Below are 16,193 nucleotides of genomic sequence, written 5' to 3' on the forward strand. Positions count from 1 at the left end.
ATACCGTTTATACCCTGAGTAAAATAGGTTACCTCTGCCGCCTAGTTGACTCGATTAGGCGGCAAATTGAGCTTTCTCACCTCACTATTCTTGCCACATCCGCGCAATTACTTAGGTCATAATAAAGTCGAACCATGTTAGCCAATGACGGTTATGTCGGGTTAGGCAAAACACAAACTCGATATTGAATTAAGCACAGTGATTCTATTTGCACTACTATGGATGAAACCAATAAAGGAGTCTCTGTAATGGAACCTAGAATCAGCATTATTACGCTTGGCGTCAGCCAGCTTAAAACCTCGTTTGACTTTTATACCAAGCTTGGTTTTGAATCGGCTCAAACACCGGAAGAAGGCATCGTATTTTTCAAAACTCGCGGGACTTGTTTAGCGCTATATCCCTTTGAAGCATTAGCAGATGATGTCTCGCCCGACTTTACCGCAAAACGGGCAGGTTTTAGTGGTATTACGTTGGCGCATAACACGCGAAGTAAAGATGAAGTGGATGATATTCTACGTGTCGCTGTCGAGGCAGGAGGCAAGCTTGTCAAACCAGCACAAGACGTATTCTGGGGAGGATATAGCGGTTACTTCTCCGATCCAGATGGTTATCTATGGGAAGTCGCTTATGGCGACTGTTGGGAGTTTAATGACGATGGCAGTCTCGTTATCTGATGAAAACTCAAGCTCAGATTTCTGGCTCAGAGCCTTTCATGTAAGCATGTGGGAAAGAACAAGATAGCAGTGGATACAGGACAAGCCGACAGGCTAGTGGAATTCATGGCTACATTGGGTATGACCACGGTTTGATATAGATTTTATCGATAGGGGGTGACTTGTATCATAGTGCAAGTCGACCCCATAAATTATGGTCAGCTAATGGCCCAGATAGGTATGGGGAAGCCGATCAGTTATAGGGTTTTCGGTAACCATTACTTTTCAGCCAGCACAACAAAAACTCAGGTTCATCAGTTTGAAACATGGTGACTCCTTGGTTTATCCAAAAGCCGTAAACTTCACTAGGAAGGTTTGCATAAACTGCCATTTCATCTCCGCGTCCACCTGAGCGCATACCGGCTTGTTCCCTATACGTATAAAGCGTGTTTATCCACATATGAGAATTATTTCATGGCTAAAATTAACATGGTTATAAAGGAACCCACGTATTGCTCTCCGGCAAATTTTTAATTAATCATAATTAATCACAGCCTCTTTGTTTAAGTTGTTGTAACTAAAGTCTCTTATCTTTGTGGGTAATGATGAGCCTGTTTAAAACCGAAAACGTTTATGCCATTAAGGTGTTCGCAAACTACACATAGCTCATAACCTGCAGTAGTTGTTGGTTGCAAACTAAGTCTTGATGCATTGCAGAAGCTACTGAATGTGGATACGAAAATGCTGAGCGACCGCTTGAGTGGCTTTCTCTACATATCTTGGCGCATCATAAAATCTAATTGTGATATACCCTCCAGCCAAATCGCACTTGCGTTATCTTTGGCATTTTCTAGCTTAGCCCATCAGCTTAGCGCGTTAGTGGTACGAATTACGGAAAACTCAGTGGTTTCTTCCCCTTAGCGGATTTTTTTCAACTAAATTGTAGGTATGTGAAATTTTCTTATTGATTTCCCTATCTTGTTAACCATGGCGCAGCAATAAACGCCATGGATAGTTAGCCGGCCTATGCGAGTAGCGCTGAACATTTGAAGAAGTATTGCTGAGGTTAGAGATGGAGTTAGCAAATCAGATACAGGCATGGTTGTACGCTGGGCATACATCAGTCGTAATGCTGTTTGTTGGCATCATCCTGCTTTCTTATTTACTGGAAGACTTAGCCATCGTGACTGCGGCAACGCTCGCAGTACAAGAGTTAATGCCAATGAGTATGGCGCTAGCGGCTATCTTCGTTGGGATTGCCTCAGGAGATCTTGGCCTCTATCTGATGGGAAAAAGTGCGCAACGTGTGCGCTTGCTACGATATCGAATTTTCCAATATCAACGTGTCCGTCAAGTGAAGAAGAAACTTCACCAGAGCGCGTTTATTACCCTGTTTATTGTTCGGTTCATTCCTGGCCTGCGCACGGTGGGCTTCACGCTAAGCGGTTTTCTTGATGTGCCTATGATGCGATTTTTTGTCGCGGTGATTGGTGCAACAGGGCTTTGGACTGCTTTGATTTTTGGTTCTTTCTACCAGTTAGGCAGTGTGGCCTGGCTGAAAGAGAGTCACGTAAGCTGGGTGCTGATTCCGGCAGGACTATGCTTAATGTGGATGCTCAATAAAATTATTACAAAAACATTCTTAAGAGGCTCTTATGACACAGCTCGCTAATGTCGAAATGATTCCACAAGGAAAGGTCAATGCGGGAATGCCAGTTCTCCATGAACCGAAAAGAGTCATCTCGCCATTTGAATTTTTACCAGCTTGGTTCGTTTATGCCCCTGTGGTTGTCCAAAGTGCAGCATTAAGCCTGTATCACAGAGATTGGGCACTGCCGCTGATTGCTAACCCTGCGATCAAACTTAGCGGTATGGTTGGAGAATCCAAACACGACATTTTCAGCGCGGCTGGAGATATTACTCGCCAGTGGATTTTGCCTTTCATTACGTTGGAGAAATCTGACACCAACGAAGAGCAATTGTTTACACAAGCAAAAGAACAACTCAAACAGCAAGGAATTACTTACCCTCTTGTGGCAAAGCCTGATTTGGGTTGCCGAGGGGTTGGGGTCAAGTTGGTGAATGGCGACCAACAACTCAAAGACTATATCGCTCAGTTTCCTTCTCAAGGACGCTTTCTGTTGCAAGTTCGCTCGGACTACAGTGCTGAAGCGGGAATATTCTATGTCAGACAACCGGGAGAGGAGCGAGGCAAGGTTATTTCCATCACTCTCAAATACTCCCCACGTGTGACGGGTGATGGTCGCTCTTCGCTCAAGCAGCTGATTGAGCACTGCCCACGTGCAGGCAAACTTCAGCATTTGTATTTGCCTCGTCATAGCGAACATCTCGATGTAGTTATTCCGGAAGGGGACGAGTTTCAGTTGGCATTTTCGGGTAGCCATTCACGTGGTTGTATCTTCCGCGATGGCAATCAATTTATCACAGAGGCTCTCGAGCAAAAGCTGGACGAAGTTCTCGGTGATTTTGATGGCTTTAACTACGGTCGCCTTGATGTGAAATTTAAAGATATCAATGCGCTAATGCGTGGTGAAGCGTTCGATATTCTCGAGATCAATGGCGCGAGTAGTGAAGCCGCGCATATCTGGGACAGCGACACATCACTGTCGCATATCTTCAGTACGCTGCTTAAACAGTACCGTTTGCTTTATCAAATTGGTTCCAAACACAAACAGCAAGGCCATCAGACGCCTTCTCTGGGTGCGCTACTACGGGCGTGGCGAGAAGAAAAATTGCTGACTCAGCTTTATCCCATGACCGATTAATAGCTCTGCGCAGGAAAAATGTTTATGAAGAATACTTCGACGCTTTCAGCCATGCTTGCTAAATCTCAGACTTCTCAGGCCGTTGTCGGCTGTATTGAGACGCTCAATCAGGGCTACGAGTTTTTAGAAACGCTGCAACCGGAAGATTATACCTATATCGCCCAGCCTCATGTGAGCAGCTCGATTGGAGAGCACTACCGCCATTGGCTCGACCTATTTCATGCTATTCGTTTGGACCGTGACAAAATTGATTACAACGTTCGCCGCCGCGGTCATAACGTCGAGCGAGATATTAATGTCGCCAAGCAGGAGATAGCTGAGTTGATTGAGTGGCTGTTTGGTTTACCAGCCAATGAACTGAATCAACCCGTTCAGGTTGAAACAGAAGTGATGCTCTCTCAAACGCACGTTGAAGAAGTGACTTCGACCTTTGTCCGCGAAATTACCTTCGCCGCGCTGCACGCTACTCATCACTTTGCGATGGCGAAAGTCGTGGCATCGTTAAGAGGCGTGGCATCAGATAGCCATTTTGGCGTCGCACCAACGACGGCAACTTACCAAAGGGCGCAGTAATCTATGTGTACATTATCTTGGATTTACCATGGCAATAACCACTACGAAGTCTATTTCAATCGCGACGAGCAGCGTTCTCGCCTGCCAGCGCTTGAGCCACAAAGTTTGGTCATTGATGGTGTGCATTGTGTGATGCCGGTTGACCCTGTGGGTGGGGGCAGTTGGATTTCCGCCAATGAGCACGGTGTCACGGTTTGCCTGCTTAACTTCTACCAAGGGAAAACACCGCAAGGTCCGCTAACCAGTCGGGGTATGATCATTAAACGTCTTGCTAGCAGTTGTTCCAGTCAGACTGTCGATGCTCGATTGTTGGAAATGGAATTGACACATTTTGCACCTTTCACTGTGGTTTCTTTCGATACGCGCAGAACAACGAATGAAACCGTGTTATGGACTTGGGATGGTGAGCAGCTTACGCGTTCACATGCGTTTGCGCCGATAGTCTCGGCGGCTTTGCATTACAAAGAGGCCAGACAATATCGCCTAAGTTTGTTTAATGAATTAGTGTTGACGACGCCAGATGAAGAGATAGGTAAACGCTTTCATCAGACGTTTGATGAAAGCTATCCGCACCTTTCTCCTCTTATGGAAAGAAATGACGCTCGCACTGTAAGTTTTACCTCAGTTGTCGTGTCTTCTACTAAGCAAGAGATGAATTACCAATCAATCGACAATCACCGCAATGTTGATTTTCGAACGACACAAAGTTGTTTGAAGGCTGACGTTGTAGAACAAGGAGTCTTCAAATGAAGAAGTTATTTGCCCTTTTAATCATGTTAGTCAGTTTCCCATCTTGGTCAGCAGATAAAATTTACACCGGAATATTCAGCAGCAAAGCAGTGAGCGGTTATGACACGGTAGCCTATTTTACCGAAGGCAAACCTGTCAAAGGAGATAGCAAGTGGCAAGTCGAGTATCAGGGCGCTGACTGGTATTTCTCTTCTCAGGAAAATTTAGACAAATTTAAAGCAGACCCTAAAGCTTACGCTCCTCAATACGGTGGTTACTGTGCGTGGGCGATTTCAGCTAAAAACGATTTTGCTTCAGCGGATCCAAAACAGTGGGCGATTGTCGATGGCAAGCTTTACCTGAACTACGATGCGGATGTGAAAAGTTGGTGGGATGACGATCGAGTCGGCCATATCAAACAAGCTGATATCAACTGGCCATCTCTGGTTAACGAATAAGGAATGCTTTGTATGAAATTTTCTCCGATTAAGCATATTCCTTCAGCGTTCATTGCCTTTGTTTTTATTCAATCGTTGTTCTTCAAGTTTTCTGGTTCTTACGAGACGGACCATATCTTTGGCACGTTGGGAGAATGGTCAGGGATTGAATGGTTTGGTGTTTACGGTGGTTACTTAATTGGTTTTTCCGAGCTGATTGCCTCAATCCTGCTGTTTACTCGCTTGCACGGTGTTGGTGCGGCAATGAGTGCAGGCATCATGACAGGTGCGATTTTCTTCCACCTATTCACTCCACTAGGCATTGTTATGCCCGAGTTCAACGCTATGGGTGAGATTGTTGGTGACGATGGTGGTTTGCTATTCGGTATGGCATGTATTGTTTGGTCGTGCGGTGTATTCCTCTTCATCCGTGATGTGAAAACGGAAGGAACGTTTACGCATAACTTGCTAGCAAAAGGAGCTTAATATGTTGGATAGTCCTTTCAGATTGCCGCGAAAAACGCCGTTTGGTATTGGTGAGTCAATGGTAGAGTGGGCAACGGGTTTATCAACGCTCGACGCCCTCTACAAGCAAGATATCTTGCCTGAAGACAGCTTTGAGTTTATGCAAGAAGCGCTCAACCGAATTGGCACCCAGTACGAAGTCGACCATGGCAGTCTGGAAAATATCCCCGCCGAAGGTTCGGTGTTGATTGTTGCTAACCATCCGTTTGGTGGCATTGAAGGGATAATTCTCGCGTCTCTGATTTCTAAGGCGCGAAAGGACGTAAAAGTACTGGCGAATGAGCTGCTTAAACGCATTCCTGAACTGGATGACCTGTTCATTGGAGTTAATGTCTTTGGTGGAGAACAAGCCAGACAGACCAACAGAAAAGCGATCAAAGAAGCCAATCAACACCTCAAAGAGGGTGGGGTGTTGATTATCTTCCCTGCTGGCGAAGTCTCTGCTTGGCAGGCGAATGAAAATAAAATCACCGATAAAGCGTGGAGTAAGTCCGTCGCCAAGTTTGTCAAGCATGCCGAAGCGACAACGGTGCCGGTTTTTATCAATGGTATGAACAGCAAGCTCTTCTATCAAGCGGGACGAATTCACCCTTTGCTGAGAACAGCGCTACTTGGACGTGAACTGCTCAACAAATCAGGGCAGACGATATCTGTCTCAATCGGTAATGCTATCCCATTCTCTGAAATCAAAGGTTTTGAGGATGAAGAAGATATTACTCAGTACTTCCGTCTTAATACGTATTTAATGGGCAGCATGGGAAAGCCACAGACGTCTGCAACGCAGGCGGATGATGCCGAGCCAATCATTGCTCCTGTAGGTGTTGCCACATTGGAGAATGAGTTGTCGAAGATTGAACAATACAAGCTCCTCGAACAAGGTGACTTTGATGTTTACTGCGCTCCAACGGATGTGATTCCACACATGATGGAGGAGATTGGCCGTGTGCGTGAAGAGAGCTTCCGTGAAGTCGGTGAAGGCAGCGGTTTATCGTGCGATATCGACAGATTCGACCCGCACTACCATCAGTTGTTTGTCTGGAACCGTGCAAACCAAGATTTAGTGGGTGCTTATCGCTTAGGTCTTGTGGATGAACTGCTCGCTAAAGGTGGGATAGAGCAGCTATATTCCACCAGCCTGTTCAACTATGATGAAGCGTTTGTTGGTACTTTGGGTCAGTCGATTGAGCTTGGGCGTTCCGTGGTGTCGAAACAATACCAACGCAATATGCACTCCTTACTCCTGTTATGGAAAGGCATCGCCAAGTTTGTTGAGCGCCATCCGAAATACACACATTTATTTGGTCCAGTCAGTATCAGCAATGATTACAGCCCGGTCGCGAGACAGCTGATTGCATCGGTAATGTCTGTCCATTATTACGATGAAGAGAAGGCAAAGCTTGTGTCGCCAACCACACCATTAGAGAAAAGTGGTCAGGAATTCTGGCGTCCGGATATGTTGAGTTCATTGGCTGATTTACCCTTGCTCTCTAAAGTGCTGAGTCGCCTTGAGCAAGGCATGGGGTTACCTGTGTTACTGAGACAATACCTCGGAATGAACGGTAAACTGGTTTGCTTTAATGTTGACCCTGCCTTTAACTTTGCGCTGGATGGCTTGATTGTCGTCGACCTGACTTCGGTACCAGTCAGAACATTAGGTAAATATATGGGGCGGGAGGCCGCTGCTGCATACCAGGAGACTCATTCTGCGCCAGTAAGCAACAAACCATCAGATCAAATCCTCCGATAGGGGGAATGGAAACAATGAGAGTAAAGATATGAGGATCTGGATTGGATTGTGGTTAGCGCTGATATCTATCGATGTGGCAGCAGAACAACAGGGTGAAAAGGATAGTGCTTTTATTGACGTTAATGTGACGCTGGAGTTGGAAGGGATAGAGAAGTCCATCGATCAAACTCGTGCATCGTTAGACAACATTGCTGGCGCTCTCGATGGTATTGCGCACAGTGATAATCTGACCGAACAACAAAAGCAGACGTTGAGTGAGACTATTTCCAACCTCAATCAGCTGGTATCCATCTCCAGAGAGTCTGTTGCTAGCTTCCCTGCCGCCATTCAGCACTCGCAACAAGTGGTGAGTGAAAAAAGTCAGCGGTTTTTCGACGATTTGCAGTTTAAGATTGTGCTGATCGTTGCTTTGGTTGGTGTTATCTTGATCGCTGTTATCGGCGCCGTGTATTGGTTATTGCTAAGACCACTTCAGAGTACGGTATTCAGTGCAACAACTAATGTGTCTCAGATGGCCAAAGCTCTTAAGGTGACCGCAGAGGCAGTTGAACGCTGCTCCAAGAGGCAAGAAGAAATCACGCAGCAACTCGCAGACCTGTCGGAGAAAGAAAAAGCCCGAGAACGGCGGTGACGGGCTTTAAATTGATGCGCTTTAAAGCAGCTTTTCTTTGATGACCTGAAGGACGCCATTCTCTCGATTACTTGGTGCGCGGAATCGAGCGGTCTGCTTGATGGTGTTGTGAGCATTCTCCATCGCGTAGGAGTGGTAGCTCTCTTTGAGCATTTCTAAGTCATTTAGGTAGTCGCCAAAGCTCATGGTTTGTTCATGACTAAAGCCAAGCGTTTGTTGTAGATGTTTAATGGCTGCGCCTTTTGAAGCCTCTGCATTCATCACATCCAGCCAGATCTTAGCGCTCACCACCACTTGATGACTGTCGCCAAAGTGCTCGTTCATAGTAGGGAACACGAGCTCTTCAGTTCCATCGAAGTGGCAAATGGCGATTTTAATGAACTTTTCTTCAACGTTGAGTAGATCTTCAACATACTCGCAACGGTGGTAATACTTGGCAAACTCTTCCAACGCGCGAGGATCTTGCGTTTCGATGTAAGCCGAGTTTTTACCGCAAAGCACAATGTGTGTTCCACTAATTGTTCTTGCCTGCTGAATGATGGCTTCAATGGCACTGCCATCAATAGTGCAGCTGTAAAGCTCTTTACCTTGGTGCATGACCAGCGTGCCATTTTCAGCGACAAACATCATACGATCTTTAATTGGAGAGAAAGTCTCCATCAGGCTGTAATACTGACGCCCCGATGCCGCTGCAAAAATGATCTGTTTCTGTTCAAGCTGTTCGTATAGTTCGAAGAACTCAGGATTTAACTGGCTGTTTTCATCCAGCAGAGTGCCGTCCATATCGGCGGCGACGAATTTGATATCTGAAGGCGACATGTTTGTTTACCTAAAAATGCAGAAAGCGAAAGGCTCGAAAAGCGCTCAAGCAAATATCAGGTAAAGTACAGGAAAATGTGACGATCTCAAGCAGAAATGCAGGGCAGGAGCCAGTCAGATTGTGGCCTGAGGTAGTCAGGCCACACCGTTGGAGAGTATTGACGCTGTGAAATGAAGAGAAGTCGCACGCTTAACCTTGTGATAGAGTTGACTTGAGTGGGGTTACGTATAATTTGAGTCAATGTATTAGTTGCTTATGTATTTAATAAGTCGTTACACAACTCGACATTTTAGCGCTTTACATCTTGCGCTAAGCAATGAACACTTCCCCCAAAGTAAATAACAGCGACATAATAGAGTTAGTAGGAAATTATGAGCAACACGACGACGAAAAAGTCGAATCCATTATTTGAGATCCTTTTTAACGTATTCATCCCTTCATTCATATTGATGAAGTTTAGCGGTGAAGAGCACCTAGGCACAGCAATGGCTCTTGTGGTCGCTTTGCTTTTCCCTATTGGCTACGGCGGTATGGATCTTATCCGTAATAAGAAGTTCAACTTCATTTCCGCACTTGGTTTTGTCAGTGTGTTACTGACTGGCGGTATCGGTTTGTTGGAGCTTGATACGCGTTGGTTGGCTCTAAAAGAAGCACTGATCCCTGGCCTGATCGGCTTAGCGGTATTAGGCTCTACTTTCACTCGTTACCCGCTAATGCAAAAGATGCTCTTGAATGACACGGTGTTAAACCTTTCTTTGATCACCAAACGCCTTGAAGAAAACGGTAAATCTCAAGAGTTTGAGCGATGCCTGATGTCATCAAACTATCTATTTGCCAGTACCTTTGCGTTTTCTTCTGCGATGAACTATTTCCTCGCAACTTGGATTGTCACCAGCCCTGCTGGCACGCCTGAATTCAACGAAGAGCTGGGCAAGCTCACTTTGTACAGCTACCCAGCTATTGCGATTCCAAGCATGCTAATGATGTTCGGTATTTTCTATTACCTATGGCGTCAAATCAGAGCTATGACGTCCTTAGAGACAGAGCAAATATTCCATACCAAATAAGTATATAGAATCCGCCTGACTTGATTACGACTCAGGCGGACGAACATCTGCTAAAAGAGTAATATTCTCTATTCTTTCAAGCCCCTGCATTTCTTCTTTTTCGATCCCCTCTCAATTTTCTAGCGCTTCCTTTGAAGCATGCTCATTGAGCAGAACAATTCGTAATTAAGTTATTTTAACCTGTTAACTAACTGAGCCATTTTCATTCTTTTCTGCGTGATATTTGCCGCATAACAATATAAATCCTAACGTTTGGTCTGATATTGCTATCAAGAACTGCTAACTTATTTTTAGAAGATTATTTTATAAGTAAGTAAACACTTCACTCCTATAAAACGTGAAATAAGATAATGAACTGAAAGGTAAAATTATGTTTAGGATTAATAAGATAGCGACCTCATTGGCGTGTGTGCTTCTAAGTGGGCACTTATTTGCAGCAGAGCCGTATGATGCGACTAAAACCTATTCTGGTGGAACGCAAGTAACGGTGGATGGGCAAATTTATGAGGCCAAATGGTGGGTTAATGCAGGGCAGAGCCCAACTGATGACTATGCTAATGAGTGGGACTCACCTTGGAAGTTGATTAGTGATACAACCCCAGAGCCTGACCCAGAGCCGACCCCTGACCCAACGCCAGAACCTGATCCCACACCGGATCCAGAACCAACACCGGAGCCGACGCCAGATCCGACACCGGGGCCCGTTGATGGCTTATGTTCAGAGTTCAATATCTATCCAGACTGGACGCAAGGTGACCACGCAAATGGTGGTGATGTCATGGTTAAAGACAACATTGCTTATGAAGCAAACTGGTGGACATCGTCAATTCCCGGAAGTGATGGCAGTTGGTCTCATCACCTAAATTGTGACAATACGCCTCCTGGTACTGCGCCATTACTGTCTTTGCCAAACCCTATGGATCCAGTAAGGCTTGAAGTGAATGGTTGGCCGAGCCACTTTGTGGTGACCAGCCCCGCAACACTGAATGCACCTGCTACATTAGTTGTCGATACAATCAATAGCCAAGACTTGTCGGATATCACTAAGTTAACCAACGCGTTTGTTTCACTTATCCAAGACGTTGAGGTTGCAGGCACAACGTCAATCATCATCAACAGCGATGTGTTGGATGTGGCAACAGTAGATAAAGGAAAGGGTCTGGGTGTGATTGCTGTTAAGCAGGCTTTAACGTCAGCGGTTGACACGACGGGCAGTCAAATCGACATCAATGATATTAATGCGCTTACCGATGACGCTCAAGGCTGGGCGCAAGCGTACAACCTTGTTATCTCTACATTGGCGCCACAAGCCACCTTCGGTTGGGTACTCAACATTGGAGACTTTGCTTACGATACTCATTCGGGTCGCAGGGCGGTTTGGAATGCAGCGTCTGGTGCGACATCAGATTTACTATCTAGCTTTGAACTGTACAAAGCGGATTCGTTAACAAAAGCAGACTTTGTTGCGTTCACTAAATCCAGCTCATCCCCTTCATTATCAGACAACCAATGGCATTACGCGTTGGAGTATGTCAAGCAAGTCACGGATTACCTACAAACACCGGCTTTGCTCTCCTCTCTCCCCATATCACAGGCTTCAGCTTATTTCCTCGGCAACACTGCAGGAGAAAGCCATATTCGCAAAGCGGCTCACAGTAATATTTTTGCTATTTCTTTTGATTCTGATTCTGCTGATCTTAGCGCTAAAATTGCTCGTTACCAGAATGCACCTGTCCCGCTTTATTATGTTGGTGAAAGTGTCACCAGTGGGCCTTTAACGCGAATTGAGTCACTCAATAACGAGTTAGCCAGTGCAGAAACGGCAATGAATAACCAAGCTTTCCTATTTGAAACGCCTCAGTCTCAATGGATTCCGTCGACTGTGTATAAATGGGCAGACTTCTTAGCTGGGCTTAACTCAATGCACAACGTTGGAGTTGCGGGTAATACTTTCTGGCTGCTGGATGATGCAGCGGATGACGCTACCAATACGATCTACGCTAAAGTCGCCATTGCCGCTTTCTTATCACAAAGTATGCAGGAGACGATTCGCTATAATGCTTGTGATGAAAACAACTGGTCTGAAGTGCGATACGGTGCTCCCGTCGACTACCCAATGACTGCAAGTTGCGGTCAACTTGGTCAGAAGTATGCGGATTATGGTATGGATCCAGTGACTGGGCAGGATCATCCTTATTCTTGTCCTCGTGACCCTAAAATGGAAGTCAGTGCATTAACGAATGCTAAGTGGTACGGTGCTCCAGCGCCTATCTTTGCAGCGCCAGATTCTGTATTGGAAGAACAAGGTCTGTTGGTCAATGGTAATGTCGGTCGATGGACAAACAACGGTCATTGTAATGAGGTTCCTAGCGTTGTTGATACCTCTAAACAGGTTTGGGAACGTGATGAATGTAAAGTCTACGCTGAGCAAAAAGCGGGTAAGTTTATCTGGGATGGTTCAGATACTAACGGCACAGTCCAAGGCTGTGGTTGGTGGGGCCGTGGTGTTATTCAAACGACGGGGCGTCAGAACTTTGGTACGTTGAATCACTTCATGGGCCGCTCACATGTTGACCCTGATACTATTGGCACCACTGTCAATGGTGTAACCGTTGAAGCGCCTCCAGCGAATCCTCTCTATGCGGATCTAGACTTCTGTTCTAACCCTGGGCTGATTTGTAGCTCTGAGGAAAACCGCGAGATCAAATGGATTGCAGGCTTGTTTTACTGGGTAACATCAGTGCAGGCATACAATGATGAAGGTGGCCCTTACGCTGACTGGAACTACTACACAGAACTGAAAAAATACGTTGATGGAGGCTTAAAAGGTACTGAGTTTATCGATGCGGTATCCGGCATCGTTAACAGAGGTTGTCCAGACCATACTTGTCCGGTCAGTGGCGAAGTACATGCAGTGAAAGAGCGTCAAGATAACTTCAAGCTGGTTCTGCAAACACTTGGTTTAAACCCCCAGTAATGGCAAGGCACGACTCGTTGCACATTGTCTAATACAACAAGGCTCCTGAGTTACTTGCTTCAATAGGTAACCTTCAAAGGAGATGAACATCAAAGCCGCCTTCGAAGAGGGCGGCTTTGTATATTAGGTTTAGGCTAAGTTTCTTGGCACTGGTTTCAAGGCCGTCATTGCTACCCCAAACAGAACCACAGCCAACAATGCCATACCCATTGGTCCTTCAGTGTAGGCAAAGCCAGCGACACCAGACCACATGGCCACACCTAAGTGCATCATGGTCATTGCTAGCGACATCAACACACCGCGATGCTGAGTAGACAGCTCTGCTATATAGCTCTGTAAAGCGGGAGAGCCTATGCCACCTGCCAGTGCCCATAAGGCCAGCGGAAATAACAGAACGTATAGGCTTTGTGTTGGCAGCAGATAAAACCATACACTGACGATCACGCAAACTCCTAAGGCGATTCTCATGAGTTGGCGTCCGTTTCCTAGGCGCTTAGCCAGTCTAGGCATGAGTAAGTTTCCTATCACGCTGATGCAACCCAAAATCGTATACAAACTGCCAATGACCCACATCGAAACTCCCTGCGTATCTTTTAGGTGTTGACCAATCAAGTTAAATAGCCCAATACCACCGCCTAAGCCGAAACACATGGCAAGTAGTGCCCCGGCAGCCCCAGGTATCTGCCAGACCTTGCCAACGTGATGGGCATTTTTAGCTTCTATCGCTTGCTGGCTAGGTATTTGCCTCTGCATGGATATATAGGCCAATGCTGCTGCAACAAACCATGCGCAGAAACCGAGCAGTAAAAACGCCGCTCGCCAAGATAATACTTCAGCTAAAACAGCACCCAGGGCTGGGCTGGATATCATTCCCAGTGTCAGACCAGATTGCACCCAAGCAATTTGTTTCATCGCGTCCTCACCGCTGGAGTCAGCTGCTAACGCAAAGGCAAGTGGTAACATGCCAGCACTTGCCAGCCCAGTGGCTATTCGCGTTATCAGCCCTGCTTCAAAGTTGTCCACAAGGCCAGTGGCAATAGACGCCAAACCAAATAGTAGGCAGGCTGGAATCATGATCTTAAGTCGCCCATAACGATCGGAATATGCCCCTAGATATGGAGCAATCGATGCAAGTGCAAGGCTATAGGCTGTGATGTATAAAGTGACGCGCTCAGGAGCGACACCGAGATCTTTTCCTATTGGAGTCAGAATTGGTCCTAGCATCAGCTCATCTGCACCGACTAAAAATGCAATAAAAAACAATAAAATTTTCATTTTTATTCCTTAAGTTAACGCAGAGTCAGTGACTGTGCATCGTTTGGATATTGATCACTTTATCTGGCCATCCGGCGACAAACTCTCGTTCATGAGACACTAAAATCAACGTGCCTTTGTAATCTATTAGTGCTTGTTGCAAAGTCTGTTTCACACTTGCATCTAGGTGTGTGGTGGGCTCATCCAGCACCAATAGATTTGTTGGCTGTAAAGCTAAGCGGCACAGCTTCACTTTGGTTTGCTCCCCTCCACTGAGTGAGTGAATTGGCTGTAATGCCAGTTTTCCAGATAGGCCAAATCGAGCTAAGTGCTGTCGTGCTGCTTTGTCATCTAAGCCATAGCAGGCTGATCTGACCAAACTTATCGGTGTTGCCTGCGGGTCGTACCAATGCAACTCTTGCTCGAAATAGCCCAGTTTCACCCCTTGTGATATGTCAATATTCCCAGCAATAGGCGTAATCTCGCTGATCAGTGTTTTGATAAGCGTGGATTTGCCAATACCGTTAAAACCAGCAATGACCACCTTTTCTCCCTGCAAAATATTGAAATCCATTTTAGGTAGTAACGGCTTGCTATAACCAATTTCCAGATCTGTGGCAGCTAAGACTTGATGTACACTGTGCGAAGTTGACTGGAATCTTATTGAGACAGATTTCTTCTGCTCCGGAGCGCTCAGCCGAGTCATTTTGGCCAACTGCTTTTTCCGACCATTGGCAATGCTCGCATTTACCCCAGCGCCATTTTTGGCGATAAACCGCTCCAGCTTGTCGATATGTTTTTTTTGTGCCAGATATTGCTTTGTATGAGTGGCGTCATCATTGGCTTTTTGTTCCATGGCCTTGTCGATGTTGCCGCGATATTTGCGAATTTGATGATGATCAATATCGCAAATCCCGGTCGTGATCCGGTTCAGAAAAGCTCGGTCATGCGATACCACCATAAATGCACCATCGAAGCTGCTCAGGAACTCGGCCAACCAGTCAACGTGGATGGTATCGAGATAGTTGGTTGGTTCATCGAGCAACAATACATCAGGTGAAATCAGCAGCAGTGAAGCCAGCATTACTTTGTGTCGTTGGCCACCGCTTAACTCTCCTAGCGGAGTTTCCATCCCAAACTGAATAATGCCAAGCCCGTCGGCAACCGCCTCAATCCGATTGTTTATGGTATAAAATGCTTGGCTTTCCAGAGCTGCCTGAATTTCGGCGGCTCGGGCTAGAGAGCTCTTCTGCATACATTTCTCAGGGCAGGCGTAGATCGCCATCATCTCAGATTCAAGGTTGAATAAATCGGCAAATGCTGTTTGCAGGTAGTCACGAACAGTCATAGTTGAGCTCATTACAGCATGCTGATCTAAATAGCCTATTCGCACAGCCGGCTGCCACGTGATATCACCGCCATCAGGTAATAAGTCCGACTGCAACAGTTTCAATAGTGTGCTCTTACCGACACCATTTTTCCCGGTTACCCCGATATGTTCGCCCGGAAAAAGCGTAAAACTGGCATTCTGGTAGAGTGTTTTTTCGCCAATATGATACGTAAGATTTTGAATTTTAAGTATACTCATGGTTTTATATCCATAAAAAACGGGGTCGGTATTGTTCATACCGACCCCGTCACAAGAATTTGCTTCAAGAAATAATGCTTCTGAATCTCAGAAACAATAAGGGCCGGCGATGAAGGTCATCGTCGGCCCGCTCTCTACTTTTTAATCAGATACACCTGAAGCTCCTGAAAAAAAAACAGGAACGTCATAGTCGGTAATATCTGATGAAGATTTAAAAGAGTTTCAGCTCCGAGCAACACTTCATCGTGTTAATGCGCGGAGCTCACTCGTCTGACAAAATTCTTGAATAGGATATAAAGCATAGTAGAGAAGTCAAAATTCGTTATCCGACGCAAGATACCCAAATGTAGATCAGGTGTCAATCCTTCACTCAATGATGATATACACTCGTTCTATCCGTTCACTA

General features: G+C 45.9%; 14 protein-coding genes. 11 read left to right on the top strand and 3 right to left on the bottom strand.

The window, feature by feature from the left end; translation table 11 throughout:
* Positions 1-248: 248 nt before the first annotated feature.
* The 9 genes from L1D31_RS04220 (at position 249) to L1D31_RS04260 (ending at position 8,081) form a co-directional block, all read left to right on the top strand.
* The gene (locus tag L1D31_RS04220) at positions 249-674 is read left to right on the top strand and encodes a VOC family protein (protein ID WP_239835803.1); all 426 of its coding nucleotides are present in this window, start codon (positions 249-251) and stop codon (positions 672-674) included.
* A 1,051-nt stretch (positions 675-1,725) separates the two neighbouring features.
* The gene (locus tag L1D31_RS04225) at positions 1,726-2,325 is read left to right on the top strand and encodes a VTT domain-containing protein (RefSeq protein ID WP_239835809.1); all 600 of its coding nucleotides are present in this window, start codon (positions 1,726-1,728) and stop codon (positions 2,323-2,325) included.
* Positions 2,309-3,439: a D-alanine--D-alanine ligase gene (locus L1D31_RS04230; RefSeq protein WP_239835810.1), complete on the top strand. Its 1,131-nt coding sequence runs from the start codon at positions 2,309-2,311 to the stop codon at positions 3,437-3,439. The genes L1D31_RS04225 and L1D31_RS04230 overlap by 17 nt, the downstream gene beginning before the upstream one ends.
* Before the next feature lie 51 nt (positions 3,440-3,490).
* On the top strand, positions 3,491-4,012 hold the full coding sequence (locus tag L1D31_RS04235; RefSeq protein ID WP_029236169.1) for a hypothetical protein: 522 nt from the start codon (positions 3,491-3,493) through the stop codon (positions 4,010-4,012).
* A 3-nt stretch (positions 4,013-4,015) separates the two neighbouring features.
* Positions 4,016-4,762 (top strand): NRDE family protein, encoded by a 747-nt coding sequence (locus L1D31_RS04240; RefSeq protein ID WP_239835812.1) that lies wholly within the window; start codon positions 4,016-4,018, stop codon positions 4,760-4,762.
* Positions 4,759-5,199, top strand: coding sequence for a YHS domain-containing (seleno)protein (locus L1D31_RS04245; protein ID WP_239835813.1), 441 nt, complete (start codon positions 4,759-4,761; stop codon positions 5,197-5,199). Before L1D31_RS04240 ends, L1D31_RS04245 begins: the two co-directional genes overlap by 4 nt.
* 12 nt (positions 5,200-5,211) lie before the next feature.
* Positions 5,212-5,664: a hypothetical protein gene (locus L1D31_RS04250; protein WP_006961775.1), complete on the top strand. Its 453-nt coding sequence runs from the start codon at positions 5,212-5,214 to the stop codon at positions 5,662-5,664.
* 1 nt (position 5,665) lies between these two features.
* Positions 5,666-7,450 carry a GNAT family N-acyltransferase gene (locus L1D31_RS04255; RefSeq protein ID WP_239835815.1) on the top strand — a complete coding sequence of 595 codons (1,785 nt, stop codon included), beginning with the start codon at positions 5,666-5,668 and terminating at the stop codon, positions 7,448-7,450.
* A gap of 28 nt (positions 7,451-7,478) precedes the next feature.
* Complete coding sequence (locus tag L1D31_RS04260; RefSeq protein ID WP_239835818.1) at positions 7,479-8,081, top strand: hypothetical protein; 603 nt, start codon at positions 7,479-7,481, stop codon at positions 8,079-8,081.
* 21 nt (positions 8,082-8,102) lie between these two features.
* Here L1D31_RS04260 and L1D31_RS04265 read toward each other — a convergent pair whose 3' ends face one another.
* A complete protein-coding gene (locus tag L1D31_RS04265; protein WP_239835820.1) occupies positions 8,103-8,900 on the bottom strand; it encodes a Cof-type HAD-IIB family hydrolase in 798 nt (265 codons plus the stop codon).
* A 372-nt stretch (positions 8,901-9,272) separates the two neighbouring features.
* Between L1D31_RS04265 and L1D31_RS04270 the strand changes: the two genes are divergently transcribed.
* Together L1D31_RS04270 and L1D31_RS04275 are read left to right on the top strand one after the other, a co-directional pair.
* The gene (locus L1D31_RS04270) at positions 9,273-9,968 is read left to right on the top strand and encodes a VC0807 family protein (protein WP_239835821.1); all 696 of its coding nucleotides are present in this window, start codon (positions 9,273-9,275) and stop codon (positions 9,966-9,968) included.
* A 370-nt stretch (positions 9,969-10,338) separates the two neighbouring features.
* Positions 10,339-12,945 (top strand): cellulose-binding domain-containing protein, encoded by a 2,607-nt coding sequence (locus tag L1D31_RS04275; protein WP_239835822.1) that lies wholly within the window; start codon positions 10,339-10,341, stop codon positions 12,943-12,945.
* Positions 12,946-13,074: 129 nt separating this feature from the next.
* On the opposite strand, the gene L1D31_RS04280 is transcribed toward L1D31_RS04275, so the two are convergent.
* A complete protein-coding gene (locus L1D31_RS04280; RefSeq protein ID WP_275666049.1) occupies positions 13,075-14,220 on the bottom strand; it encodes an MFS transporter in 1,146 nt (381 codons plus the stop codon).
* Positions 14,221-14,245: 25 nt separating this feature from the next.
* Positions 14,246-15,787 (bottom strand): ABC-F family ATP-binding cassette domain-containing protein, encoded by a 1,542-nt coding sequence (locus tag L1D31_RS04285; protein ID WP_239836376.1) that lies wholly within the window; start codon positions 15,785-15,787, stop codon positions 14,246-14,248.
* Positions 15,788-16,193 lie beyond the last annotated feature (406 nt).

The organism is Vibrio sp. Isolate23 (assembly GCF_022398095.1).
GTDB lineage: Bacteria > Pseudomonadota > Gammaproteobacteria > Enterobacterales > Vibrionaceae > Vibrio > Vibrio coralliilyticus_A.